Source organism: Streptomyces maremycinicus, from assembly GCF_001184025.1.
In the GTDB taxonomy this organism is placed as follows: domain Bacteria; phylum Actinomycetota; class Actinomycetes; order Streptomycetales; family Streptomycetaceae; genus Streptomyces; species Streptomyces maremycinicus.
In genome coordinates, this window is the sequence record NZ_BBYG01000016.1 from 349,374 (window position 1) to 373,036 (window position 23,663).

At 72.9% G+C, this 23,663-nt stretch carries 18 protein-coding genes and 1 tRNA gene; 10 read left to right on the forward strand and 9 right to left on the reverse strand.

What is annotated here, in order from left to right:
• Window positions 1-175: 175 nt before the first annotated feature.
• Entirely contained in the window at window positions 176-1,231 is a 1,056-nt protein-coding gene (locus tag AOQ37_RS24835; protein ID WP_062647004.1) for an LLM class F420-dependent oxidoreductase, read from the reverse strand.
• A gap of 200 nt (window positions 1,232-1,431) precedes the next feature.
• On the opposite strand from AOQ37_RS24835, the gene AOQ37_RS24840 reads away from it, so the two are divergent.
• Window positions 1,432-2,418: an aldo/keto reductase gene (locus AOQ37_RS24840; RefSeq protein ID WP_062647005.1), complete on the forward strand. Its 987-nt coding sequence runs from the start codon at window positions 1,432-1,434 to the stop codon at window positions 2,416-2,418.
• A complete protein-coding gene (locus AOQ37_RS24845) occupies window positions 2,415-4,820 on the forward strand; it encodes an ATP-dependent DNA helicase (protein ID WP_062647007.1) in 2,406 nt (801 codons plus the stop codon). Before AOQ37_RS24840 ends, AOQ37_RS24845 begins: the two co-directional genes overlap by 4 nt.
• Window positions 4,821-4,971: 151 nt before the next feature.
• On the opposite strand, the gene AOQ37_RS24850 is transcribed toward AOQ37_RS24845, so the two are convergent.
• Window positions 4,972-5,658, reverse strand: a complete 687-nt coding sequence (locus AOQ37_RS24850; RefSeq protein WP_062647009.1) for a hypothetical protein — start codon at window positions 5,656-5,658, stop codon at window positions 4,972-4,974.
• A 47-nt stretch (window positions 5,659-5,705) separates the two neighbouring features.
• On the opposite strand from AOQ37_RS24850, the gene AOQ37_RS24855 reads away from it, so the two are divergent.
• Entirely contained in the window at window positions 5,706-5,894 is a 189-nt protein-coding gene (locus tag AOQ37_RS24855) for a DUF5703 family protein (RefSeq protein WP_005485166.1), read from the forward strand.
• 81 nt (window positions 5,895-5,975) lie between these two features.
• Here the strand turns inward: AOQ37_RS24855 and AOQ37_RS41950 are convergent, their stop codons facing one another.
• The 3 genes from AOQ37_RS41950 to AOQ37_RS24870 all read right to left on the reverse strand — a co-directional run bounded on the left by AOQ37_RS41950 (window position 5,976) and on the right by AOQ37_RS24870 (window position 8,755).
• A complete protein-coding gene (locus AOQ37_RS41950; protein WP_062647011.1) occupies window positions 5,976-6,839 on the reverse strand; it encodes a chaplin in 864 nt (287 codons plus the stop codon).
• Window positions 6,840-7,026: 187 nt separating this feature from the next.
• Complete coding sequence (gene chpH / locus AOQ37_RS24865) at window positions 7,027-7,260, reverse strand: chaplin ChpH (protein ID WP_062647013.1); 234 nt, start codon at window positions 7,258-7,260, stop codon at window positions 7,027-7,029.
• Between the two features lie 166 nt (window positions 7,261-7,426).
• Entirely contained in the window at window positions 7,427-8,755 is a 1,329-nt protein-coding gene (locus tag AOQ37_RS24870) for a M20/M25/M40 family metallo-hydrolase (RefSeq protein ID WP_062647014.1), read from the reverse strand.
• Window positions 8,756-8,961: 206 nt separating this feature from the next.
• Between AOQ37_RS24870 and AOQ37_RS24875 the strand changes: the two genes are divergently transcribed.
• Window positions 8,962-9,046: transfer RNA gene (locus AOQ37_RS24875), tRNA-Leu, on the forward strand.
• Between the two features lie 200 nt (window positions 9,047-9,246).
• Window positions 9,247-12,039 carry a SpoIIE family protein phosphatase gene (locus tag AOQ37_RS24880; protein ID WP_234436994.1) on the forward strand — a complete coding sequence of 931 codons (2,793 nt, stop codon included), beginning with the start codon at window positions 9,247-9,249 and terminating at the stop codon, window positions 12,037-12,039.
• Between the two features lie 151 nt (window positions 12,040-12,190).
• Here AOQ37_RS24880 and AOQ37_RS24885 read toward each other — a convergent pair whose 3' ends face one another.
• Window positions 12,191-13,072, reverse strand: a complete 882-nt coding sequence (locus AOQ37_RS24885; RefSeq protein ID WP_062647016.1) for an ABC transporter substrate-binding protein — start codon at window positions 13,070-13,072, stop codon at window positions 12,191-12,193.
• A gap of 448 nt (window positions 13,073-13,520) precedes the next feature.
• Here AOQ37_RS24885 and AOQ37_RS24890 point away from each other — a divergent pair, with 448 nt between their 5' ends.
• The 3 genes from AOQ37_RS24890 (at window position 13,521) to AOQ37_RS24900 (ending at window position 19,346) form a co-directional block, all read left to right on the forward strand.
• Window positions 13,521-17,387: a Pls/PosA family non-ribosomal peptide synthetase gene (locus tag AOQ37_RS24890; RefSeq protein ID WP_062647018.1), complete on the forward strand. Its 3,867-nt coding sequence runs from the start codon at window positions 13,521-13,523 to the stop codon at window positions 17,385-17,387.
• Between the two features lie 77 nt (window positions 17,388-17,464).
• Window positions 17,465-18,817 carry a M1 family metallopeptidase gene (locus AOQ37_RS24895; RefSeq protein ID WP_062647019.1) on the forward strand — a complete coding sequence of 451 codons (1,353 nt, stop codon included), beginning with the start codon at window positions 17,465-17,467 and terminating at the stop codon, window positions 18,815-18,817.
• Between the two features lie 82 nt (window positions 18,818-18,899).
• A complete protein-coding gene (locus AOQ37_RS24900; protein WP_159401368.1) occupies window positions 18,900-19,346 on the forward strand; it encodes a YchJ family protein in 447 nt (148 codons plus the stop codon).
• 4 nt (window positions 19,347-19,350) lie between these two features.
• On the opposite strand, the gene AOQ37_RS24905 is transcribed toward AOQ37_RS24900, so the two are convergent.
• Window positions 19,351-20,052, reverse strand: coding sequence for a FadR/GntR family transcriptional regulator (locus tag AOQ37_RS24905; protein WP_062647023.1), 702 nt, complete (start codon window positions 20,050-20,052; stop codon window positions 19,351-19,353).
• 140 nt (window positions 20,053-20,192) lie between these two features.
• Between AOQ37_RS24905 and AOQ37_RS24910 the strand changes: the two genes are divergently transcribed.
• Entirely contained in the window at window positions 20,193-20,711 is a 519-nt protein-coding gene (locus AOQ37_RS24910) for a gluconokinase (protein ID WP_062647025.1), read from the forward strand.
• A gap of 83 nt (window positions 20,712-20,794) precedes the next feature.
• Entirely contained in the window at window positions 20,795-22,192 is a 1,398-nt protein-coding gene (locus tag AOQ37_RS24915) for a GntP family permease (protein ID WP_062647026.1), read from the forward strand.
• A gap of 37 nt (window positions 22,193-22,229) precedes the next feature.
• Here AOQ37_RS24915 and AOQ37_RS24920 read toward each other — a convergent pair whose 3' ends face one another.
• Window positions 22,230-22,853, reverse strand: a complete 624-nt coding sequence (locus tag AOQ37_RS24920) for a cytochrome b/b6 domain-containing protein (protein WP_062647028.1) — start codon at window positions 22,851-22,853, stop codon at window positions 22,230-22,232.
• Window positions 22,837-23,625, reverse strand: coding sequence for a molybdopterin-dependent oxidoreductase (locus AOQ37_RS24925; protein WP_062647030.1), 789 nt, complete (start codon window positions 23,623-23,625; stop codon window positions 22,837-22,839). Before AOQ37_RS24925 ends, AOQ37_RS24920 begins: the two co-directional genes overlap by 17 nt.
• Window positions 23,626-23,663: the final 38 nt, after the last annotated feature.

Consider the following 23,663-nt stretch of genomic DNA (forward strand, 5'->3'; position numbering starts at 1 on the left):
GACAACTCCGCCAGAAGAGGGACCCCGGGAGTCGGCCCGCGAGCGTAACCGCGCGCCGTGTGGCGCGTTGTTCCGCGTGACGGCCGTGGCGGGGAAGACCCCCGAGCCCCCACCACGGCCGCTGAACTCCCGGGAATCCCCGGGCCGGGATCCCGGGCCGGCCAGCCCAGGCCGGCTAGCCCAGGCCGGCGAGCTCGATGGCCTCCGAGCCGGCCCGCAGCGAGGCGAGACGCTCGTCCAGGGTGAAGCCGGCCGGAGCGAGGGTGAGCGTGGTGACACGCGCCGCCGCGTAGGCCTTCATCCGGTCGGCGATCCGCTCCACCGAGCCCAGCAGCGTGGTCCGGTCGATCAGCTCGTGCGGTACGGCGGCCGCGGCGCCCTGCTTGTCACCGGACAGGTACTTGTCCTGGATCTCGTCGGCGGCCGCCTCGTAGCCCATGCGCCGCGCGAGCTGGTTGTAGAAGTTCTGCTTGCGGCTGCCCATACCGCCGACGTACAGGGCGGTGTAGGGACGGAAGGTGTCGGCGAGCCGCTCGACGTCCTTGTCGTCGCCGAGGGCGAGCGGCAGCGTCGGGCAGACGTCGAAGCCGTCCAGGGTCTTGCCGGCCTTCTCGCGTCCGGCCCGCAGATGCCTGATCGCGGTGTCCTCGAGGTGCTCGGCGGACGGGAAGATGAGCAGGGCGCCGTCGGCGATCTCGCCGGTCTGCTCCAGGTTCTTCGGGCCGATCGCGGCGATGTACAGCGGGATGTGCTCGCGCTCCGGGTGCACGGTCAGCTTGATCGGCTTGCCCGGCCCGCCCGGCAGCGGCAGCGTCCAGTGCTCGCCGTCGTACGACAGCCGCTCCCGCGTCATCGCCTTGCGGACGATCTCCACGTACTCCCGGGTGCGGGACAGCGGCTTGTCGAACTTGACGCCGTACCAGCCCTCGGAGACCTGCGGGCCGGAGACGCCGAGGCCGAGGCGGAAACGGCCGCCGGAGAGCGAGTCGAGGGTGGCGGCGGTCATCGCGGTCATCGCCGGCTGGCGGGCCGGGATCTGGAAGATCGCCGAGCCGACGTCGATGCGCTCGGTCTGCGCGGCCACCCAGGTGAGGACGGTGGCCGCGTCGGATCCGTAGGCCTCGGCGGCCCAGCAGACGGCGTATCCGAGGCGGTCGGCCTCCTGGGCGACGGCGAGGTTGTCGCCGTCCATTCCGGCACCCCAGTAGCCGAGGTTGATCCCGAGCTGCATGGCCGATTCCCCTTACTGATCAGTAACGACGCTGTTGCGGAGACCATAGCGCGGGGGCCGCGGGCCCGGGAGTGCGGTGTGGCGAGGGTCGCGCCGAGCCGATCCGGGGTCCCGGCCTGCGGAACTCGGCTCCCCGTCGCGGAAATTCGGTTATCCACAGGCAACCCACTGCCCAGTTATGGCCAGTAATCTCGGCGTTCATGGAGCAGAGGCATCTCGGCCGCACCGGCCTGCGTGTGTCCCGCATCGGGCTCGGCACCCTGACCTGGGGCCGCGACACCGACGAGCACGACGCCGCGGACGTCCTGAAGACGTTCTGGGAGGCGGGCGGGACCCTCGTCGACACGGCCGACGTGTACGGCGACGGGGACGCCGAATACCTGCTCGGACGCCTGATGGAGGGCCTGGTGCCGCGCCGGGACCTGATCGTCTCCACGAAGGCGGGCAGCGTCCCTGACCCGGACCGCCGTTACGACGGCTCCCGGGGACACCTGCTGGCCGCCCTCGACGCCTCACTCGCCCGGCTGGGCACGGACCACGTCGACCTGTGGCAGGTGCACGCCTTCGACCCCGACACCCCGCTGGAGGAGACCCTCCAGGCCCTCGACATCGCTGTCACCAGCGGCCGGGCACGCTATGTCGGGGTCTCCAACTTCTGCGGCTGGCAGCTCGCCAAGGCGGCCACCTGGCAGCTCTCCGCACCGGGCACCCGGACCCGTCTCGCGGCGACGCAGATGGAGTACTCGCTGCTCCAGCGCGGGGTGGAGCGCGAGGTGCTGCCCGCCGCCCTGGACCTGGGCATAGGCCTGCTGCCCTCCTCGCCGCTGGGCCGCGGCGTCCTCACCGGCAAGTACCGCGGCGACGCCCTGCCGCCCGACTCGCGCGGCGCCTCGGACCACTTCGGGCTGTTCGTCGAGCCGTACCTCGACGACACCGCGAGCCGCATCGTGGACGCCGTCTCGACCGCCGCGGACGGACTGGCGGTGACGCCGCTCCAGGTCGCCCTCGCCTGGGTCCGCGACCGGCCCGGCGTGGCCGCCCCGATCGTCGGCGCGCGCAACGCGCAGCAGCTCACGGCCGCATTGTCAGTGGAGGCCCTTAGTCTTCCTGACGAGATCTGCCGGGCCCTCGACGATGTGTCGGCGCCCGTGCACCGCTATCCCGATCACGACTGGAGCACGCTGTGAGCACGGAGTCGGTTCCCCCGGAGAGCACCGAGAACGCCGGACGGGCGACGCCGGACGCCGCCGGGGAGCCCGGGACCCCGGACGACACCGCGACGGCACAGCCGGAGCCTGCCGACAGCGATCCGACGAGCGACCGGGGCGGGGACGAGCGCGAGGAGACGCTCGCCGCTGACGCCGACCCGGAAGGGGAAGCGGAGGCCGCCCCGGACGGGGGCGCCGACCCGGAAGCAGAAGCGGACACCGACCCGGAAGCGGACGCCGCTCCGGAAGCGGAAGCAGGGTCGGCAGCAGAAGCGGGGACAGGGGCGGGCACGACCGACGCCGCCGAAGCCGCCGCGCAGCTTTCCGAGGCGCAGGCCGAGCTCGCCGCGCAGAAGCTCGAGCGGGAGCGGATCGAGCGGCGCCGCGCCGAGAAGGCGGAGCCCATCGCCAGCGGGACCAAGCTGAGCGGCAGGGCCGCCGACCTGCTGGCGGCGGTGCGCGCGGTGGAGAGCGGGGCGAAACCCCCGGCCACCGTGTTCGCCGAGCCGGCGCCCGCCCCGCGCCGACCCGCCCCGGAGCCGGTACGCCGTCCCCAGCCGATGGCCGCCGCGCCGACGGCGGACACCGCACCGGCGCCCGCGGCGGAAGCCGTCGAGGACGTACGGCGTGCGCTCGCCGACGGCGGTGCGCCCGAGACCCTCGCACCGCAGGCCGCCGCCACGCTCGGCGAGGGTGCCGGGGAGCTGCTGCGCGAGGACCCGTGGCAGCTGCTGCGCGTCCCCGGGGTGCGTCCCGAGCAGGCCGACGGGTTCGCGCGGGCGCTGCTCGGCCCGGAGTGCGCCCCCGACGACGAACGGCGCGGCCGCGCGGTGACCGTCTGGCTGCTGGAACAGGCCGCCCTGGCCGGGCACACCGCCCTGGAGCTGCCGACGCTGACCGCCGCCCTCGGCCGGCAGGCCGTGCCGGACGCCGAGGCGGCCGTGCAGAGCGCGCTGGCCGAGGGTGAGGCCCTCGTCTTCCAGGACGCCCTGGACCCGCTGGACACCGCCCGGCCCGCCGGTCGGCCCGAGGGGAGCGCCGGGGACGGCGCGATCGGCGGGGAGGAGAGCGGGGAAGACGCCGAGGAGGCCCGGCCGGTCCGTGTCCTGGTGGGTCTCGAGCGGTACGCGCTGGCGGAGGAGAGCCTCGCCGACGCGCTGGCCCGCGTGGTCAACTCGCTCGCCAAGGAGACCTCGGCGGCGTGGGAGCCGGTGACGACCGAGGCGTCCGGCAGCACGGCCGAGCTGCTGCGCGCCGTCGCCGCCCACGGTCTGGTACTGCACACCGGCGGCGACGCCTCCCGCGCCGAACCGGCGGCGCTGCTCACCGCGGCCCGGACGCTGGGCCTGCGCGCGGTCGCGGCCTGTCACACGCCGGACGGACGGCAGCGGTTCACGGCTCTCCTCGGCGAGAAGGCGGCGGACGGCACGGTCGTCACCGTCCCCGGTCTGCTGGCCGGTACCGAGGGGCCCGGGCGGGACACGGACGGGGCCTTCGAGCTCGACCTGCTGATCGTGCTCGACGCACCGCAACTGGACGTGGAGAGCGCCGCGATGCTGGCGGAGTCGCTGCCGGACGGGGCGCGGCTGGTGCTCAGCGGTGATCCGGCGGTGCTGTGGTCGGCCGGCCCGGGCCGGGTCTTCGCCGACCTGCTCGCGGCGCGCGCGTGCCCGCAGGTCGCCTCGCGCGCACCCGACCCGGGGCCGATCGGCGAACTCGTCTCCGGCGTCGGCATCGGCGAGCTGAACCAGGTCGACGCGCCCGGCAAGGAGATCGTGATCGTGCCGGTGCGGGACGCCGGCGAGGCCGTGCACCGGACCGTGCAGCTCGTCGCCGACTCCGTGCCGCGGGCCTTCGGGATCACCCCCGAGGAGACGGTGGCGATCACCCCGGGGCACGGCGGCGCGGCCGGCACCCGCGCGCTGAACGCGGCCCTGAAGGAACGGCTCAATCCCGGCCCCGGCCGCTTCGGCGGCTTCGACCCCGGCGACCGGATCGCCTACTCGCCCGCGCCGGGCCGTACGGTGCCCGGCCGGGTGGTGTCGGCGGACGCGGAGGGGCTGCACCTGTCCTGCGCCGACGGCCCGGTGATGGTACCCAGGGAGCGGGTGGAGCAGGCCGTACGGCACGGGTGGGCGCTGACCGCGCACCAGGCCGTGGGCGGCCGGTGGCCCGCCGCGGTCGTGGTCCTTCCCGGGGACGCCGCACAGGTCCTCTCGCGCCCCTGGGTGTACACGGCGTTCGGCCGGGCGGAGCGCCATCTGTCCGTGGTGCACGGTGTGGAGCAGGTCCTGCCGAAGGCTGTCGCCGAGGTCCCGGCCAAGCCCCGCACGACCCGGCTGCCCGTGCTGCTGCGCGCCCAGGTCCCGGCGGCCGGATAACGCCGGGAAACGCGGAACGCGGAACGCGGACGGCCGAACGCGGACGGCCGAACGCGGACGGCGGCGGTCGCGAGGGGCTCCCTCGCGACCGCCGCCGTCCTGGATCCGCGGAGGCTTCGCGCCGCCGACCGTTCGCTTCCCGCCGCGGGGACTAACGGTCCGCGTCCAGTGGCTCCAGGTCCTCGTCCTCGATGTCGTCCACGAGGTCCTCGTCGTCCGCGTCGTCCCCGTCGTCGAGTTCGTCGAACACCGAACTCACGTCGAAGCGGCAGACCACCCGCCCCGGGTCGACCTGGTCGAAGGGTGTCTCCAGCCACTCGCCCGGGTCCGCCGGTTCGTCGGCCGCCAGCACCCACAGCGTGGAGTCGCCCTCCTCCAGGCCGAACTCCTTGTGCCGGGAGGCGATCTCGTCCGGCTCGAACTCGCCGAACAGAATGCCCAGCGCGCCGTGCACCGTGTCCGAGACCGCCCCGCCCACCCCTTCGCCGTCGGCCGCCTCGATCCGCTGGGCCTGCGCCAGCAGGCGCGGTGGCTCCACGACGGCGTAGTCGCGGCGGATCAGCACACTGAGCGCGTTCGGCTCCTCGGGGCCCGCGTACGGCGGCAGGGAGTCCTCCGCGCCGGGGATCTCGAAGGGCGTGACCTCGTCATGGCGGTCGTAGAGCAGTTCGTCGTAGACCTCGGCGGCCGCGGCAAGCTCGTTGAACGCCTCGTAGACGGCCGGGTCGTCCTCCCCCGTCCTGCGTTCGACCGCGGCCAGGTGGCGGTCGAGCGCGGTCTTGACCGCCTCGGCGGCGGCGCGTACCTCGGCAGCGGTGGGCTGCGCAGCATCAGACATAGTGCAGACGCTATCCGTACCGGACCCCAGACCGCACAATAGATGCGATGCCGGAATACGAATTTGTCGACGTCTACGTACCGCGCGGGGTCTCCCGCAAGGACGCGACCCGACTGCTGACCGACCATGCCGAGTACGGACACTGGGAGTTGGACCGCCTGAGCCTGCTGCGTGACGGCAGCCGCAGGGTGCGGTTGCGCCGGCGGATCATCCGCCAGGTGCGGGCCACGTGGTGAGACGGGCCGACGGATACGGAGCGGGCCCCGCCGAGGCGGGGCCCGCTCCGTCGTGGGCTCACCGGTGAGCTCCCCGCGGGCTCACGCGGCGGCGCGTGCCTTGCGGTAGAGCACCGCGCCCGCGAGCAGGGCGCCCGCGCCGGCCGGCAGGACGAGGCCCATCGGCAGCTCGCTGCCGGTGTGCGCGAGTTGCGCGGCGTGGGCGGCGGGCCGGTGGACGGCGGAGGAACCGGCCGGGGTCACGTGGTCCGATGTGGATGGCACACCCCCGGGCCGGGACGGGCTGGACTGACCGTGCCCGCCGGGCTTGCCGGGGCCGTGTTCTCCGGGCTTGCCCGGGGTCTCGTGACCGCGGGAGGGCGGCGTGTGGGGGCCGCTGTCGTTGGCGCAGTCGTTGCCGAAGGACGGGTTGAGGATCCCGACGACGTCGATGCTGTTGCCGCACACGTTGACCGGCACGTCGATCGGCGCCTGGACGTGGTTGCCGGAGCCGACACCGGGTGATCCACCGGTGTGCCCGCCCGCGTGCGCGCCACCGGAGCCGCCCTGCGCGCCGGAGCCGCCGTGGTGCCCGCCGCCGTGGTTCCCGCCGTGGTCGCCGCCCCGGCCGCCTCCGCCCTGGTGGTCGCCGTAGCCACCGCCCTGGTGGTCTCCGTGGCCGCCGCCCCGCTGGCCGCCGTAGCCGCCCGACCGCGCGCCGCCGCCCTTGTTGGCGCAGGAGTTGCCGAAGGTCGGGTTGAGCGCCCCGACGACATCGACGGTGTTGCCGCAGACGTTGACCGGCACGTTGACGGGCGCCTGCACCGAGTTGCCCGACAGGACGCCGGGCGAGTCCGTGGCCGCGCCGTGCGCGCCGGAGTCGGCGTGGGCGTAGCCGCCCGCGGCGGCGATCACCCCCGTCGCCGCCGCCACGGTCATAAGGCTTTTGCGGGTGACCTGTCGCATTGCTGAATCCCTGCTTTCAATCTCGCACTCGTCCCGAATTCGCTCGCATCATGGCAGCTGTTCGATTCGTTCCGGGCTCTTCGATTTCTTCGGCTTTTCCTTCGGAAAAAGACCGGTCGGCCCCGGAGCGCATGGCTCGCGCTCCGGGGCCGACGGTGTGGACGTACGACCCCTCAGCGGGTCGACGTCACTTGTTGATGCAGGTGTTGCCGAAGGCGGGGTTCAGCAGCCCGATCACCGAGATCGTGTTGCCGCAGACGTTCACCGGGATGTGCACGGGCACCTGGATCACGTTGCCCGAGGCGACACCCGGGGAGTGCACGGCAGCACCCTGGGCACCCGCGTCGGCAACAGCCAGACCCGCGCCCGCGAGAACCAGCCCACCAGTGGCAGCCGCAGCAGCGACGACCTTCTTGATCATTATTCCTCCTTGTTGGCAATGCGATCCCAAGCAGCGGATCGCATCACCAGTAACGAGGGGGAATTAATGAGGCTACGCGCTTATCGGCGCATTCACTCTTCCCAGTCGCGCCCGTACAGGCGGCCGATTGTCTTCGCCCGGTGACATCTCGTTGCACCGGGACGACTCAGGACGCGTCGATGAACCGGTCGAGCACGCGCACCCCGAACCGGAGCCCGTCCACCGGGACCCGCTCGTCCACGCCGTGGAACATCCCGGCGAAGTCCAGCTCCGGCGGCAGCTTCAGGGGGGCGAACCCGAAGCCGCGGATGCCGAGGTCGTCGAAGGACTTGGCGTCCGTGCCGCCGGAGAGCATGTAGGGGACGGCCTTCGCGGTCGGGTCCTCGGCGAGCAGCGCGGACTGCATCGCCTCGACCAGCGGCCCGTCGAAGGACGTCTCCAGCGCCTTGTCGGAGTGCACGTCCTCGCGGCGCACCTTCGGGCCGAGGATCCGGTCGAGGTCGGCGAGGAACTCGTCCTCGTGCCCCGGCAGGAACCGCCCGTCGACGTGTGCGGTGGCCTCGCCCGGGATGACGTTGACCTTGTAGCCCGCCCCCAGCTGGGTCGGGTTGGCGGTGTTGCTCAGGGTCGCGCCGATCAGCTTGGCGATCCCGCCCAGCCTGGCGAGGGTCGACTGCATGTCCTCGGGGTCCAGCGGGGTGCCGAGCGCGTCGCCGAGCTCGTCGAGGAAGGCACGGGTCGTCTTGGTGACCCGCACCGGGAAGGTGTGCCGGCCGAGCCGCGCGACCGCCTCGGAGAGTTCGGTGATCGCGTTGTCCCGGTGGATCATCGAGCCGTGTCCGGCGGTACCGGCCACGGTCAGCTTCATCCAGTGCATGCCCTTCTCGGCCGTCTGGATGAGGTAGAGCCGCCGCTCCTCGCTCACGGTGAACGAGAAGCCGCCCACCTCGCTGATGGCCTCGGTGACGCCCTCGAAGAGGTCGGGGTGGTGGTCGACGAGGTGACGCGCGCCGTAGGTGCCGCCCGCCTCCTCGTCGGCGAGGAACGCGAGCACGATGTCGCGCGGCGGCTTGCGCCCGGAGCGCAGCCGGTCGCGGACGACCGCCAGCGTCATCGCGTCCATGTCCTTCATGTCGACCGCGCCCCGGCCCCACACGCATCCGTCGGCGACCTCGCCGGAGAAGGGGTGGTGGGTCCAATCGACGGCGTTCGCCGGTACGACGTCGAGGTGACCGTGGATGAGCAGCGCGGGCCGGGACGGGTCCTCGCCCTCGATGCGGGCCACCGTCGAGGCGCGGCCCGGGTGCGACTCGAAGATCTTCGGCTCGAGTCCCACTTCGGCGAGCTTCTCGGCGACCCATTCGGCCGCCTTGCGTTCACCCGGGCCCGAGTGGTCGCCGTAGTTGCTGGTGTCGATCCGGATCAGCTCGCGGCAGAGGTCGACGACCTCGTCCTCGCCGGTGACGCTCGTGGCCGTGCCGTCGGTCGCGCTCACGCTGGTTCCTCCCGCTGTCACTGCTGGTGGGTCCCCCTCATCCTCCCTCTCCCCCGCTCCCCGCCCAAGGCCGGTCCCGGCCCGTCACACGCCGTTCACGCCGGACGCGGCATCCGGCGGGCGGGCCGCCCGTGATCGGGCACCCCGGAAAGCCTGGTAATGTTTACGACGTCGCCGCGGGGTAAACCCCGCACGACAGACACCTTGTCCGGGTGGCGGAATGGCAGACGCGCTAGCTTGAGGTGCTAGTGCCCTTTATCGGGCGTGGGGGTTCAAGTCCCCCCTCGGACACAGAGGCATGAATGCCGGTGAGTCTTCCGACTCGCCGGCATTCGTCGTTCCCGGAGTCTTCGACTTCCCCGCCCCTCCTCCGCCCGCTCCCCCGCCGCCCGCTCCTCCTCCGCCCGCTCGCTGCGGCGCCGACCCGACGGCGGTCAGGTCCGGGCCCGTCCTGGGCCGCGCCCTCCGGGCCGGTCACTGATACTGGGGAAATGGGCAATCTCGGGCAATACGCCCCAGCGGGCCGACGGGCCGACCGCGTGCCACCCGAGGGCGGACCGCCGGAGTCCGACCCGCAGGCCCGTCACCCTTCGGTCGGCCGACGACTGCTGTCGCTGCGGAAGCCGCGCAGCGTCGCCGGCCAGGTATTCCTGCTCCAGCTGGTGGTCGTCCTCCTGCTCATCGCCACGGCCCTGGTGGTGCTCGTGCTCCAGGACCGCAACCGCGCGATCGACGAAGCCGGCGACCGGTCACTGGTGGCGGCCGAGTCGTTCGCGAACGCCCCGGGCACCGCGGAGGCGATGCAGAGCAATGACCCGACGGCGGCACTCCAGCCGCACGCCGAGGCGGTGCGCAAGCGGACCGGCGTCGACTACGTCGTGGCGCTGAGCCCGTACGGCTTCCGGTGGACGCACCCGGACCCGGACCAGATCGGCAAGCACGTCTCCACCTCCTACGGTCAGGCCCTCGAAGGCGAGCCCCACCAGACCACGTTCGACAGCAGTCTGGGCAAGGCGGTCGACTCGACGGTGGCCGTCTTCGACGAGAAGGGGACCGCGGTCGGCCTCGTCACGGTGGGCGTCACGGTGGACAAGGTGACCGGCGCGGTGCAGGACCAGCTGCCGGTGATCTTCGCCGCCGGCGGTGTCGCCCTGCTGCTGGCCGCGGGCGGTTCGGCACTGGTCAGCGGGCGTCTGCGGCGGCAGACCCGGGGCTTGGGGCCGGTGGAGATGACCCGCATGTACGAGCATCACGACGCGGTGCTGCACGCGGTCCGCGAAGGCGTGATCATTCTGGACGGCGAGGGAAGGCTGCTGCTGGTCAACGACGAGGCGCGCCGGCTGCTCGCCCTGCCGCCCGAGGCCGAGGGCAGGCCGGTCACCGAACTCGGGCTGAACCCGGCCCTGGCCGCACTGCTGGCCTCGAGCCGGGCGGCCACGGACAAGGTCTTCCTGGCCGGTGCCCTGCTGCTCGCGGTCAACGTGCGGCCGGTGGTCGGCCCGCAGGGGGGCAGCGTGGCCACTCTGCGGGACACCACGGAGCTGCGCGCCCTCGCGGGCCGGGCGGACGTGGCGGGCGGGCGCCTCCAGCTGCTCTACGAGGCCAGCACGCGGATCGGCACCACCCTCGACATGAAGCGCACCGCCGAGGAACTGACCGAGGTGGCGGTCCCGCGCTTCGCCGACTTCGCCACCGTCGAACTGCTGGAGCCGGTGCTTCAGGGGGGCGAGCCGACGGGGGTGAGCACGGAGATGCGCCGGATGCGCCGGATCGCGGCCGAGGGCATCCGGGACGACGTGCCCCTCTATCCCGTCGGGAGGCGTATGCAGTACGCGCCCGACAACCCCGTGGCCGTCGGCATGACCACCGGCCGGCCGGTCCTGGTGGCGGACCTCGCGCTGGCCGACGGATGGCGGGTCCAGAACCCGGAGCGGGCCCGGAGGGTCATCGAATTCGGTATCCACTCCATGATCTCGGTGCCGCTGCGGGCCCGGGGCCAACTGCTGGGCGTCGTGGAGTTCTGGCGTTCGGAGCAGGAGCCGTTCGAGCCGGACGACCTGTCCCCCGCCGAGGAACTCGCCGCCCGGGCGGCCGTGTGCATCGACAACGCGCGGCGCTACACCCGCGAGCACACCACGGCCGTCACCCTCCAGCGCAGCCTGCTGCCCGGCGCGCTCCCGGAGCTGTCCGCCCTGGAGGTCGGGCACCGGTACCTGCCGGCCCAGGCGGGGGTCGGCGGCGACTGGTACGACGTCATCCCGCTGCCGGGGGCCCGGGTGGCCCTGGTGGTCGGCGACGTCGTCGGACACGGTCTGCACGCCGCCGCGACGATGGGCCGTCTGAGGACCGCGGTGCACAACTTCGCCGCCCTGGACCTGCCTCCGGACGAGCTTCTCGCGCACCTGGACGACCTGATCACCCGGATCGACCAGGACGCGGCGGCCGAGGGGAACACCGAGGCCGTCACCGGCGCCACCTGTCTGTACGCGGTCTACGATCCGGTCTCCGGGCGGTGCGTTCTCGCCCGGGCCGGCCATCCCGGTCCGGCGCTGGTCTCGCCCGACGGCTCGGTGACCTTCCCCGACATCCCCGTCGCCCCGCCCCTCGGCGTGGGAGGAGGTCTGCCGGTCGAGACGGCCGTGCTCCGGCTGGCGGCCGACAGCCGGCTGGTGCTCTACACCGACGGCCTGGTCGAGTCCCGCGGCCGTGACCTCGACACCGGGCTCGGCATGCTGAGGCAGGCGCTCGCCCATACGGACGGCACCAGCCCCGACGACACCTGCCGGGCGGTGCTCGACGCGATGCTGCGCACCAGGTCGAGCGACGATGTCGCGCTGCTCGTCGCCCGCACCCGGCTGCTCGACCCGGATCAGGTCCAGGAGTGGGAGGTGCCCGACGATCCCGCGGCCGTCTCCCGGATCCGCGCCGAGGCCACCCGCAAGCTGGAGTCCTGGGGGCTCGGCGAGGCCGCCTTCACCACCGAGCTCATCCTCAGCGAGCTGGTGACGAACGCCATCCGGTACGGAGCGAGCCCCATCAGCCTGCGGCTGCTGCGCGACCGCGACAGTCTGATCTGCGAGGTCGCCGACGGCACCAGCACCTCCCCGCACCTGCGCCGCGCGGCCTTCACCGACGAGGGGGGTCGCGGCCTGTTCCTCGTCGCGCAGATGTCCCGCCGCTGGGGGACCCGGTACACCGACCGGGGCAAGATCATCTGGGCCGAGCAGGCACTGGACGCCGGAGGCGCCGGGGACCTGGAAGGGCTTCTGATGGCGGACCTGTGACGCGGGCCGGAAACCGGACCGCCGCTCGGAGGCGGGCACACGGCGCCCGGCGCGTTCCCGACCGCTCCCTCCGCCCCGACCGTCCCATCCGCCCCGGCCGCCCCGACCGTCCCATCCGCGCCGGGCAGGTCCCGGCTGCGTGCCCGCGCGGTCAGGAGCCGTCGTCGACCGTGAAGTACGGGATCTTGGCCGGGTCCTGGCCGAATGCGGCCCCGAGATAGACGGCCGACAGCTTGGTGAGCGTCCCGTCGTCGATCAGCTGCCTGATGATCCGGTCCAGCTCGCCCTTGTCGGGTGACGCCTTCGGGTAGAGGGCGCCGTAACCCTGGTCGGTCCGGTACTGGCCCACGAGGCGCACCTTGCCCTCCCGCTTCTGCGGGTACGCCAGCAGGATCGTCGTGTCGTGGACGACCGCGTCGATGCGCCCCTCCTCCAGCGCCGTGACCATCTCCGGGTCGTTGGGGAAGGCGGTGACGGGCTTGGTCGGCCGCAGGCGCTTCTCGACGAACTCCTCGCCCGTCGTACCCTCGGCCACCCCGATGCGGACGTCGCGGATGTCGGCTTCGCCGATCTTCTCGTCGTCCCGGATCAGCACCCCCAGGGTCGAGGAGAGATAGGGAGGGGAGAAGGCGGCCACCTTGCTCCGTTCCGGGGTGATCGTGATCTGTGCCAGGGCCAGGTCGAAGTCCTTGGTCCGGCCGGACACGATCTCCGGGAAGGGGGCGTTCTCGACCTTCACCCGGTCGAGTCCTGATCGGTAGGCGATGTTGGCGGCCATGCAGTACTCGTAGCCGCTCTTGATGGAGTCCGGCGTGTCGCCGTTCCACCAGCCGGGCGCGGGCAGGGTCGTCTTGACGGTGAGGGCGCCCGCCGTCTCCGGCGACAGGTGGAACTCCCCGTAATGTCCCGAGATCGGGCAGTCGCCGTAGTGGACGTTCGGCGACTTCGACCCGCCCTGGTCACAAGCCGATGTCGCGGCGATGAGCGCCACGCCGACCGCCAGAGAGCCGATCGCCGCCACGGCGCGCGTCATGGCACCTCCGGTAGGGGCATGCTCGTCGATTCACCATAAATCACCACGAACCATACGACTGTCGGAGGCGCGCGCCAGGTCGCTCCTCGTTGGCCCGCCGTTCACCCCCGCCCCACCCCGCCCCACCCCGCTCCGCCCCGCCCCACCGCATCCCGCTCCGCTCCCGCCTTTGGCGCGCACATCTCAAACCGGGACATCACGTCGACGAAGGCGTCCTTCCCTCCGATGTGGGGCAAGTCTCGCCGTGGCACCAAGCCACCAGGTCAGAGCGCCGTCGATGATCTTCCCCGACCCCCCGGACGGCCTCCCCGAGTGGCCTGGCCACCGCGGCGACCCTAGCGTCGTACTAAAATTTCCGGCTTGTTACGGAGCTGGACCGGACAACCCCAGGCAGACCTGCGGGCCCGCCGGCGCCCCGGAGGCTTCCGGGATCGAGACGCGAGGACCGATGGCAGCCATCCACGAGAGCAGCGCTCTCGGCCTGCTCGACGGAGAGATCCGCGCACGACTCGGCGACACCGCCCGCTTCTCCGGCGGCCCCGCCGCCTCCCCCCGCACCCTCGTCGACCTCTTCGACGCGTCCGTGCGGTCGTTCCCGGACGAGCTCGCCCTCGACGACGGCGGCACCCCCCTCACCTACCGCGCCCTCGCCGTCGAGGTGGAGAACCTCCGGCGCCGGCTCTCCGCCGCCGGGGTCGGACTCGGCGACCGGGTGGGCGTCCGGGTGCAGTCCGGCACCAACGACCTCTACGTGGCGATCCTCGCGGTCCTCGCCGCCGGCGCGGCCTACGTCCCCGTGGACGCCGAGGACCCCGACGAGCGGGCCGAGCTGGTCTTCGGGGAGGCGGACGTGCGGGCCGTCGTCGGCGCCGCGCACGAGATCACCGTCCACGGCACACCCGCTGCGGCCGCCGCCCGGCCCGGCACCGAGCACGACGCCTGGATCATCTTCACCTCCGGCTCCACCGGTAAGCCCAAGGGCGTCGCCGTCAGCCACCGCAGCGCCACCGCCTTCGTGGACGCCGAGGCCGAACTGTTCCTCACCGAGGAGCCGATCGGCCCGGGCGACCGGGTCATGGCCGGGCTCTCCGTGGCCTTCGACGCCTCCTGCGAGGAGATGTGGCTGGCCTGGCGCTACGGGGCCTGTCTGGTGCCCGTGCCCCGCTCCCAGGTCCGCAGCGGCGCCGATCTGGGGCCCTGGCTGGTCGAGCAGGAGATCACGGTGGTCTCCACGGTGCCGACGCTGGCCGCCCTGTGGGAGCCCGAGACCCTCAACGACGTACGGCTGCTGATCTTCGGCGGTGAGGCCTGCCCGCCCGAGCTGGTGCAGCGGCTGGTGACGGAGGGACGGGAGGTCTGGAACACCTACGGACCGACCGAGGCCACCGTCGTGGCCTGCGCCTCCCTGATGAGCGGCGAGGAGCCGATCCGGATCGGGCTCCCGCTCAAGGGCTGGGAGCTGGCCGTCGTGGACGAGGCCGGGGAGCCCGTGCCGCTGGGCGCCAGCGGGCAGCTGGTCATCGGCGGGGTCGGGCTCGCCCGCTATCTCGACGCCGAGAAGGACGCGGAGAAGTACGCGCCGCTGGAGTCGCTGGGCTGGGAGCGGGCGTACCGCAGCGGCGACCTGGTGCGCGCCGACGCCGAGGGGCTCGTCTTCCTCGGCCGGGCCGACGAGCAGATCAAGCTCGGCGGACGGCGGATCGAGCTGGGCGAGGTGGACGCGGCGCTCCAGGCCCTGCCGGGGGTCGCGGGGGCGGCCGCCGCCGTGCGGACCGCGCGCGGCGGCAACCAGTTGCTGGTCGGATACGTGGTGACGCAGGACGGCTGGGACCAGGCGGCGGCCGTGCGGCGGCTGCGCGCCGAGTTGCCCGCCGCCCTGGTGCCGCTGCTCGCGCCGGTGGAGGATCTGCCGACCCGCACCTCGGGCAAGGTCGACCGCAACGCCCTGCCGTGGCCCCTGGCGGGCCTGGAGACGGGCGGCCCGGCGGAGCAGCTCTACGGCACCGAGGCCTGGCTGGCGGAGCAGTGGACCGAGGTGCTCGGCATCCCCGTGAGCGGTGCCCGGGACGACTTCTTCGCGATCGGCGGCAGCAGTCTCGCCGCCGCCCAGCTGACGACACGGCTGCGCACCCGGTACCCCAGCGCCGCCGTCCTCGACATCTACCAGCAGCCCACCCTGCGCAAGCTGGCCCGGCACCTGGAGAGGTCGGCGCAGGACGACGGGGCGACCCGCGCGGTCGCTCCGGTGCCCGGCCGCGCCAAGGTGATCCAGACGCTGCTGCTCCTCCCGCTGTTCACGCTGCTGGGGCTGCGCTGGACGGTGCCGCTGGTCGCCGCCGGCAACCTGCTGCCCGGGTACGCCTGGCTGCCGACCGCCCCGTGGTGGCTGGTCGTCTCCGCGGCCCTGCTGCTGTTCAGCCCGCCCGGACGGCTCGCGATCGCGGCGGGCGGGGCGCGGTTGCTGCTGCGCGGCGTGCGGCCGGGCCGCTACCCGCGTGGTGGCGGCGTCCATCTGCGGCTGTGGACCGCGGAGCGGCTGGCCGAGTTCAGCGGGGCGACCTCGCTGACCGGGTCCTGGCTTGAGCGTTACGCGCGGGCCCTCGGGGCCAAGGTCGGGCCGGACGTGGACCTGCACTCGCTTCCGCCGGTGACCGGCATGCTGAAGCTGGGCCGGGGCGCGGCCGTGGAGTCCGAGGTCGACCTGTCCGGCTGGTGGCTGGACGGCGACCGGCTGGAGATCGGCACGGTCAGGGTGGGCGCGCACGCCGTCGTCGGCACGCGCAGCATGCTCTTCCCGGGTTCCCGGGTCGGCAAGCGGGCCGAGGTGGCGCCGGGTTCGGCCGTCACCGGTCAGATCCCCACCGGTCAGCGGTGGGCGGGCGCTCCCGCGGTCAAGCTCGGCAAGGCCAAGCGCAACTGGCCCAAGGAGCGGCCGTCCCGGGGCGCGTCCTGGCGGGTGCTGTACGGCCTGTCCGGTGTCGCGCTCACCTCGCTGCCGGTGCTGGCGGCCGGGGCGGCCCTGCTGGTGGCGAGCCGCTTCATGACCCCGGGCGGCGGGCTCGGTGCGGCCCTGCGGGGCGCCGCGTTCGCCCTGGTCCCGGCCACGCTCTCCTTCGGTCTGGCGTACGCCGTGCTGCTGCTGGTGGCCGTTCGGCTGCTGAGCGTCGGGCTGCGCGAGGGCACGCATCCCACGCACAGCAGGATCGGCTGGCAGGCCTGGACCGTCACCCAGCTCATGGACCACTCGCGCGAGACGCTCTTCCCGCTGTACGCGGGGCTGGTCACGCCGGTGTGGCTGCGGCTGCTCGGGATGCGGGTCGGCAAGGGCGCCGAGGTGTCGACCGTCCTCGCGCTGCCCAGCCTGACCACGGTCGGTGAGGGCGCGTTCCTGGCCGACGACACGCTGACCGCGCCGTACGAGCTCGGCGGCGGCTGGATGCGGATCGGGCGGGCGGAGATCGGCCGGCGGGCGTTCCTCGGCAACTCGGGGATGACCGCGCCGGGGCGGAGCGTGCCGGACGGCGGCCTGGTGGGTGTGCTGTCGGCGACGCCGAAGAAGGCGAAGAAGGGCAGTTCGTACCTGGGGCTGCCGCCGGTGAAGCTGCCGCGGAACACGACCGGCGGTGACCAGAGCCGGACGTACGAGCCGCCCGCGCGGCTGCTGTGGGCGCGTGCCCTGGTGGAGCTGTGCCGGATCGTGCCGGTGTTCTGCTCGGCGGGGCTGGCCGTGCTGACGGTGGCGGCGCTGTGCGCGCTGGGCGGCCGGGCGCCGCTGCTGTCCGGGCTCGTGCTGCTCGGGGCGGGCGGTGCGGCGGCGGTCGTCTCGATCGTCGCCAAGTGGCTGCTCGTCGGACGGCATCGCAGCGGTGAGCATCCGCTGTGGTCCGGCTTCGTGTGGCGCAACGAGCTGGCGGACACGTTCGTGGAGGTCGTGGCGGTGCCGTGGCTGGCGGGCGCCGTACCGGGCACGCCGGTGATGACGGCGTGGCTGCGCGGGCTCGGCGCGCGGATCGGCAGGGGCACGTGGGTGGAGAGCTACTGGCTGCCCGAGTCGGATCTGGTCACGCTCGAGGACGGGGTGACGGTCAACCGCGGGTGCGTGCTCCAGACTCACCTCTTCCACGACCGGATCTTGCGGACGGATACTGTGGTCCTCCGTGAGGGTGCCACGCTGGGCCCTGGCGGGATCGTGCTGCCCGGCAGCACGATCGGGGCCCGGACGACGCTGGGTCCCGCGTCGCTCGTCATGGCCGCGGAGTCCGTCCCGGACGACACCCGCTGGCTCGGCAATCCGATCGAGGCATGGCGTCCCTGAGAAGGGGCTACCCGGAGTCGATGGGCGGTGCACCGGCGGCGGGTGGTTCGAGCACAGGTCAGGGAGCGGACGGGGAAGTGGCAGTTCAGCAGGCGGTCGGTCCGGATCCGTACTTCCCGGCGAACGGTGATTCCCGTTACCGGGTGCACCGCTACGAGCTCACCCTGGACTACCGGCCCGGTCCGAACCGGCTGTCGGGCGCGGCGCGGATCAACGCCATCGCGGGGCGCACGGCGCTGCCCGAATTCCAGTTGAACCTGGCCGACTTCAAGATCGGCCGGGTCCGGGTGGACGGCCGGCCGGCGCACTACACCCATCGCGGCGGGCGGCTGCGCGTGCGGCCCACGAAGCCGCTGCGCGCCGGGGCCGCCTTCACCGTCGAGGTGCACTGGTCGGGCAATCCCAAGCCGGTGCAGAGCCCCTGGGGCGGGATCGGCTGGGAGGAGCTGGACGACGGGGCGCTGGTGGCGAGCCAGCCCGTCGGGGCGCCCTCCTGGTACCCGTGCAACGACCGGCCCGCGGACAAGGCGTCGTACCTGATATCGGTGACGACACCGTCGGCGTACTCGGTGGTGGCGGGGGGCCGGCTGCTGACGCGGACGACGAAGGCCTCGACGACGACGTGGGTGTACGAGCAGTCGGCGCCGACGTCCAGCTATCTGGTCGGTCTGGCCATCGGGAAGTACCAGACCGTGCTGCTGGGCGACCCGGGGCTCGGGGGCGTCCCCCAGCACGGGCACATCCCGGCGGAGCTGCTCGCGGAGTTCTCGCGGGACTTCGCGCGGCAGCCCGGGATGATGCACCTGTTCCAACAGCTCTTCGGGCCCTACCCGTTCGACGAGTACGCGGTGGTGGTGACGGAGGAGGAGCTCGATGTCCCCGTCGAGGCCCAGGGGTTGTCGTTGTTCGGTGCCAACCACGTGGACGGCGCGCGGGGTTCGGAGCGGCTGGTGGCGCACGAGCTGGCGCACCAGTGGTTCGGCAACAGTGTGTCCATCGCCGACTGGCGGCACATCTGGCTGAACGAGGGGTTCGCGAAGTACGCGGAGTGGCTGTGGTCGGAGCGGTCGGGCGGGCGCAGCGCGCAGCAGCTCGCGGCGGTCGCGCACCGGTCGCTGTCCTCGCTGCCGCAGGACCTGCGCCTGGCCGACCCCGGCCGCAAGTCGATGTTCGACGACCGGCTCTACGAGCGCGGCGGGCTGACCGTGCACGCGCTGCGCTGCGCGCTCGGCGACGAGACGTTCTTCCGGATGCTGCGCGCCTGGCTCGGGCTGCACCGGGGCGGGTCGGTGACGACGTCGACGCTCACCGCGCACGTGGCCCGGTTCGCGCCGGAGCCGCTGGACGAGCTGTTCGAAGCGTGGGTGTACGGCACGGCGCTGCCGCCGCTGCCGGTGCCGTCGGTGGGGCGGGGCGCCGAGTCGGCGTAGCGCTCCGCGCGATCGCGGGGATGCCGCACGGTCCTCGGCCTGCGGGCCGGGGGTGATCGGCGAGGCGGGCACAATGGGGGCCATGGCCCGACGTACCGCCCGTTCCGCTCGCCCTGTCAGCTCCGGCCGCTCCGGTTCCGTGTCGACAGCCGGAGGGACGTGCCCCTGTGGGCTGCCCGCGGCCTACGAGGCGTGCTGTGGGCGTTTTCACGGCGGTGGTGACTCCGCGCCGACCGCCGAGGCGCTGATGCGGTCGCGGTACAGCGCCTTCGTGCGGGGTGATGCGGGGTATCTGCTGCGGACGTGGCATCCGCGGACGCGGCCGGAGCGGCTCGAGCTCGATCCGGGGATGCGGTGGACGGGTCTGGAGATCCTCGCGGCGGCGGACGGCAGCGCCTTCCACACGAGCGGGACCGTGGAGTTCCGGGCTTCCTACCGGGGTGGCGCGCTGCACGAGCGCAGCCGGTTCGAGCGGGTCGCCGGTGCCTGGGTGTACGTGGACGGGGAGTTCCCTGAGACCTCCGGGTAACCGGCTACGGCGCCAGGATGTCCAGTTCCTGGAGGGCGCCGATGGTGATCTCCCGGGTCAGTCGTTCCGCGCGGGCCGCGTCGCGCTCGCGGACCGCCTCCGCGACCTGGACGTGGAGGGTGACGGCGGCCGGGAGGGGGTCCTCGAACATGACCTCGTGGTGGGTGCGGCCCGCGAGGACCTCCGCGACGACGTCGCCGAGGCGGGCGAACATCTCGTTGCCCGAGGCGGCGAGGATCACCCGGTGGAAGGCGACGTCGTGGACGAGGTACTTCTCCAGCCGGTGGCCACGTGAGTTGGCCACCATGCCGAGGGCGCACTCCGTGAGTTCGGCGCACTGCTCCGCCGTGGCGTGTCTCGCCGCCAGGCCCGCCGCCACGGGCTCGATCGCCGAGCGCAGGACGGTGAGCGAGCGCAGCTGGTGCGGGCGGTCGGCGCCGGCCAGCCGCCAGCGGATCACCTGCGGGTCGTAGACGTTCCACTCGGCTTTGGGCCGGACCGTCACGCCCACCCGGCGGCGGGACTCGACCAGGTGCATGGACTCCAGGACGCGGACGGCCTCGCGCATGACCGAGCGGGAGACGTCGAAGCGCTGGGCCAGTTCGTCGGTGCGCAGAACACTGCCCGGCGGGTACTCACCCGCGGTGATGGCGGGGCCGAGGGCGTCCAGTACTTGGCCGTGCAGACCCCGGCCCGGAGTGGTCATGCACTCAGAGTACGGGGTGGATCACACAGCCAAAAAGTCAGACTTATTTGTCACACACTCTTGAATTCGTCGTACCTAATCGGTTTCAGTGTCGTCGGCGCCCGTCGGCGCCGGACGTAACGGCAGACAGCGAGGCAGAGATGCGTACCCCCCACGTCGTCGTGGTCATGGGCGTCGCCGGCACGGGCAAGACCACCATCGGTCCCCTGCTCGCCGCCCGGCTGGGCGTTCCGTACGCCGAGGGCGACGACTTCCACCCGCAGGCCAACATCGACAAGATGTCGGCCGGCGTCCCGCTCGACGACGACGACCGGTGGCCGTGGCTCGACGCCATCGGCGGCTGGGCGGACGCGCGGGCCGGTCTCGGCGGGGTCGTCAGCTGCTCGGCGCTGAAGCGGTCGTACCGCGACCGGCTGCGGGCGGCGGCCCCCGGGGTCGTCTTCGTGCATCTCGCGGGCGACCGCGCGCTGATCGAGGACCGCATGGCGCACCGGCAGGGCCACTTCATGCCGACCGCGCTGCTCGACTCCCAGTTCGCCACGCTCCAGCCCCTCGAGGCGGACGAGGCGGGAGACGTCGTCGATGTCTCGGGCAGCCCGGAGGCCATCGCCGGGCGGGCCGTGACCGCGCTCGACGCGCTTGGTCAGCCCGCCGAGTAGTTCCGCAAGCCTGCGAGCAGTACCGGATCCCTCCCCCGTCCCCCGTCCCCCGTCCTCACCCCTACCTGACAGAGGAATCACCCGTGACCAGACTCAGTGTCGAGACACTGGCAGCGGACACCGTCGAGCCGATCACCTCGGCCGGCCACGCGCAGCTGGGCATCGCCGTCCTGGCGGGCATCGCCGTGATCGTCGTGCTCATCACCCGGTTCAAGCTGCACGCCTTCCTGGCGCTGACCATCGGCTCGCTGGCGCTGGGCGCCTTCGCCGGGGCGCCGCTCGACAAGGCCATCGCCTCGTTCACCACCGGGCTCGGCGCCACCGTCGCCGGGGTGGGCGTGCTGATCGCGCTGGGCGCGATCCTCGGCAAGATGCTCGCGGACTCCGGCGGCGCCGACCAGATCGTGGACACGATCCTGGCGAAGGCAGGCGGCCGGTCGATGCCGTGGGCGATGGTGCTGATCGCCTCCGTCATCGGTCTGCCGTTGTTCTTCGAGGTCGGCGTGGTGCTGTTGATCCCCGTCGTGCTGATGGTCGCCAAGCGGGGCAACTACTCGCTCATGCGGATCGGCATCCCGGCGCTGGCCGGTCTGTCGGTGATGCACGGTCTCGTCCCGCCGCACCCCGGTCCGCTGGTCGCGATCGACGCGGTCGGCGCCAACCTGGGCGTCACGCTGGCGCTCGGCGTGCTCATCGCCGTCCCGACGGTCGTCGTCGCCGGTCCGCTGTTCTCCCGGGTCGCGGCCCGCTGGGTGGACGTCCCCGCCCCGGACCGCATGATCCCGCAGCGGCCCTCCGAGGACCTGGAGAAGCGGCCCGGCTTCGGCGCCACGCTGGCCACCATCCTGCTGCCCGTCGTGCTCATGCTGTCCAAGGCGCTGGTCGACATCGTGGTGGACGACCCCGAGCACACCGTGCAGCGCGTCTTCGACGTCGTCGGCTCGCCCCTGATCGCCCTGCTCACCGCCGTGCTCGTGGGCATGTTCACGCTGCTGAGGCCCGCCGGGTTCGCCAAGGAGCGGGTCTCGGGGCTGGTCGAGAAGGGGCTCGCCCCCATCGCGGGCATCCTGCTGATCGTCGGCGCGGGCGGCGGCTTCAAGCAGACGCTGATCGACTGCGGCGTGGGCCAGATGGTCCTGGACATCTCCGAGGACTGGTCGATCCCGGCGCTGCTGCTGGCCTGGCTGATCGCGGTGACCATCCGGCTGGCCACCGGTTCGGCGACCGTGGCGACGATCTCGGCGGCCGGCCTGGTGGCGCCCCTCGCGGCCGACATGTCGACCACCCACACCGCCCTGCTGGTCCTGGCCATAGGTGCCGGCTCGCTGTTCTTCAGCCATGTCAACGACGCGGGGTTCTGGCTGGTGAAGGAGTACTTCGGGCTCAGTGTGGGCCAGAACATCAAGACCTGGTCGGTCATGGAGACCATCATCTCCGTGGTCGCGGGCGGCCTGGTCCTGCTCCTCTCCCTGGTCATCTAGCGGTCCGGCCGCGGCCGGACCGGGCCGCGGCCGCCCGCTAGGGCCGCCAGAGGCGGTGTTCGCGTTCCGCCCACTCGCGGCTCACCGAGCCCGTGCGCATCCCGCGGCGGGCTTCCGGGTCGCCCAGCGCCATGCCGATGTGGCCGGCCAGGACGACGCCGACGGTGAGCGCCAGCCAGTCGTGGACGAAGGTCGCGCTGGTGCGCCACATGATCGGGGTGAGATGGGTGAACCACATGAGCAGGCCGGTGCCGAGCATCACGAGGGTCGCCCCGGCGATCCAGGCCGCGTAGATCTTCTGCCCGGCGTTGAACTTGGCCGCCGGACGCGAGCGCCGGCTCCTGTCCCGGCGCAGGGCGGCCCCCAGCCAGCGCCGGTCGTGCGGGCCGAAGCGGTTGAGGTGGCGCAGGTCGGCGCGGAACGCCCGGGAGGCGAGACCGGCCAGGACCGGGACGGGCAGGGCCAGTCCGGCCCATTCGTGGACCCGGACCACCAGCTCGCGGCGGCCGACGAGCTGCGCGAACTCGGGGATGTACAGGACCGCCGCCGTCACCACGCACAAGCCCATGAGCAGGGCCGTGGTGCGGTGGACCCACCGTTCGGCGGGGGTGAAGCGGGGGATCCGCGCGGTCGCCGGCGGCGCCTCAGCTCGTAGGCTCATCGTCCCGTCCGTTCGAGCGGCCGACCCAGGCGTCGACGTCGTAGCCACGCTCCTCCCAGTAGCCGGGCTTCACCTTCTCGGTGACGGTGATGCCGGACAGCCACTTGGCGGACTTGTAGAAGTACATCGGCGCCACATAGAGGCGGACGGGGCCGCCGTGGTCGTGGCCGAGGTCCTTGTCCTGCATCCGCAGGGCGACCAGGACGTCGGCACGGCGGGCCTGGGCGAGGGTGAGGCTCTCGCTGTAGGCGCCGTCGAAGCAGGTGAAGCGGACCGCGCCGGCCTCGGCGCGGACGCCCGCCGCGTCGAGCAGGGTGGACAGCCGCACGCCCTCGAAGGGCGTGCCCGGTACCCGCCAGCCGGTGACGCACTGGACGTCTCTGACCATCCGGGTCTGCGGCAGGGCCCTGAGGTCGGCCAGGGTGTAGCCGGCGGGCCGGTCCACCAGGCCGTCCACGGTCAGGCGGTAGTTCGTGGCGTTCCGGTGCGGGACCGAGGACGTCACCGAGTAGTAGCGGAAGCCGCCGCCGTTGGGGAGCAGACCGGTCAAGCCGGTGGGGTCCTTGTCGGCGGCGCTGCCGAGGAAGGCCTCCATACCGCGCTGGAGCGGGGGCGCCGCGACGACGCCCAGGGCGCCGAGGGCGAGCGTGCCGAGGAAGACCCGCCGGCCGACGGGTGCACCGCGTTCCGCGGGCGGCCCCGCCGGACGGGCCGCCTCGGACCGCTCGGGGGGTCCGGCTGCCTCGGCCGGCTCGGGTGGTTCAGGGTTCACCCTTCCATTCGAGCACTCGGGGACCCGTCGGGGCCAGG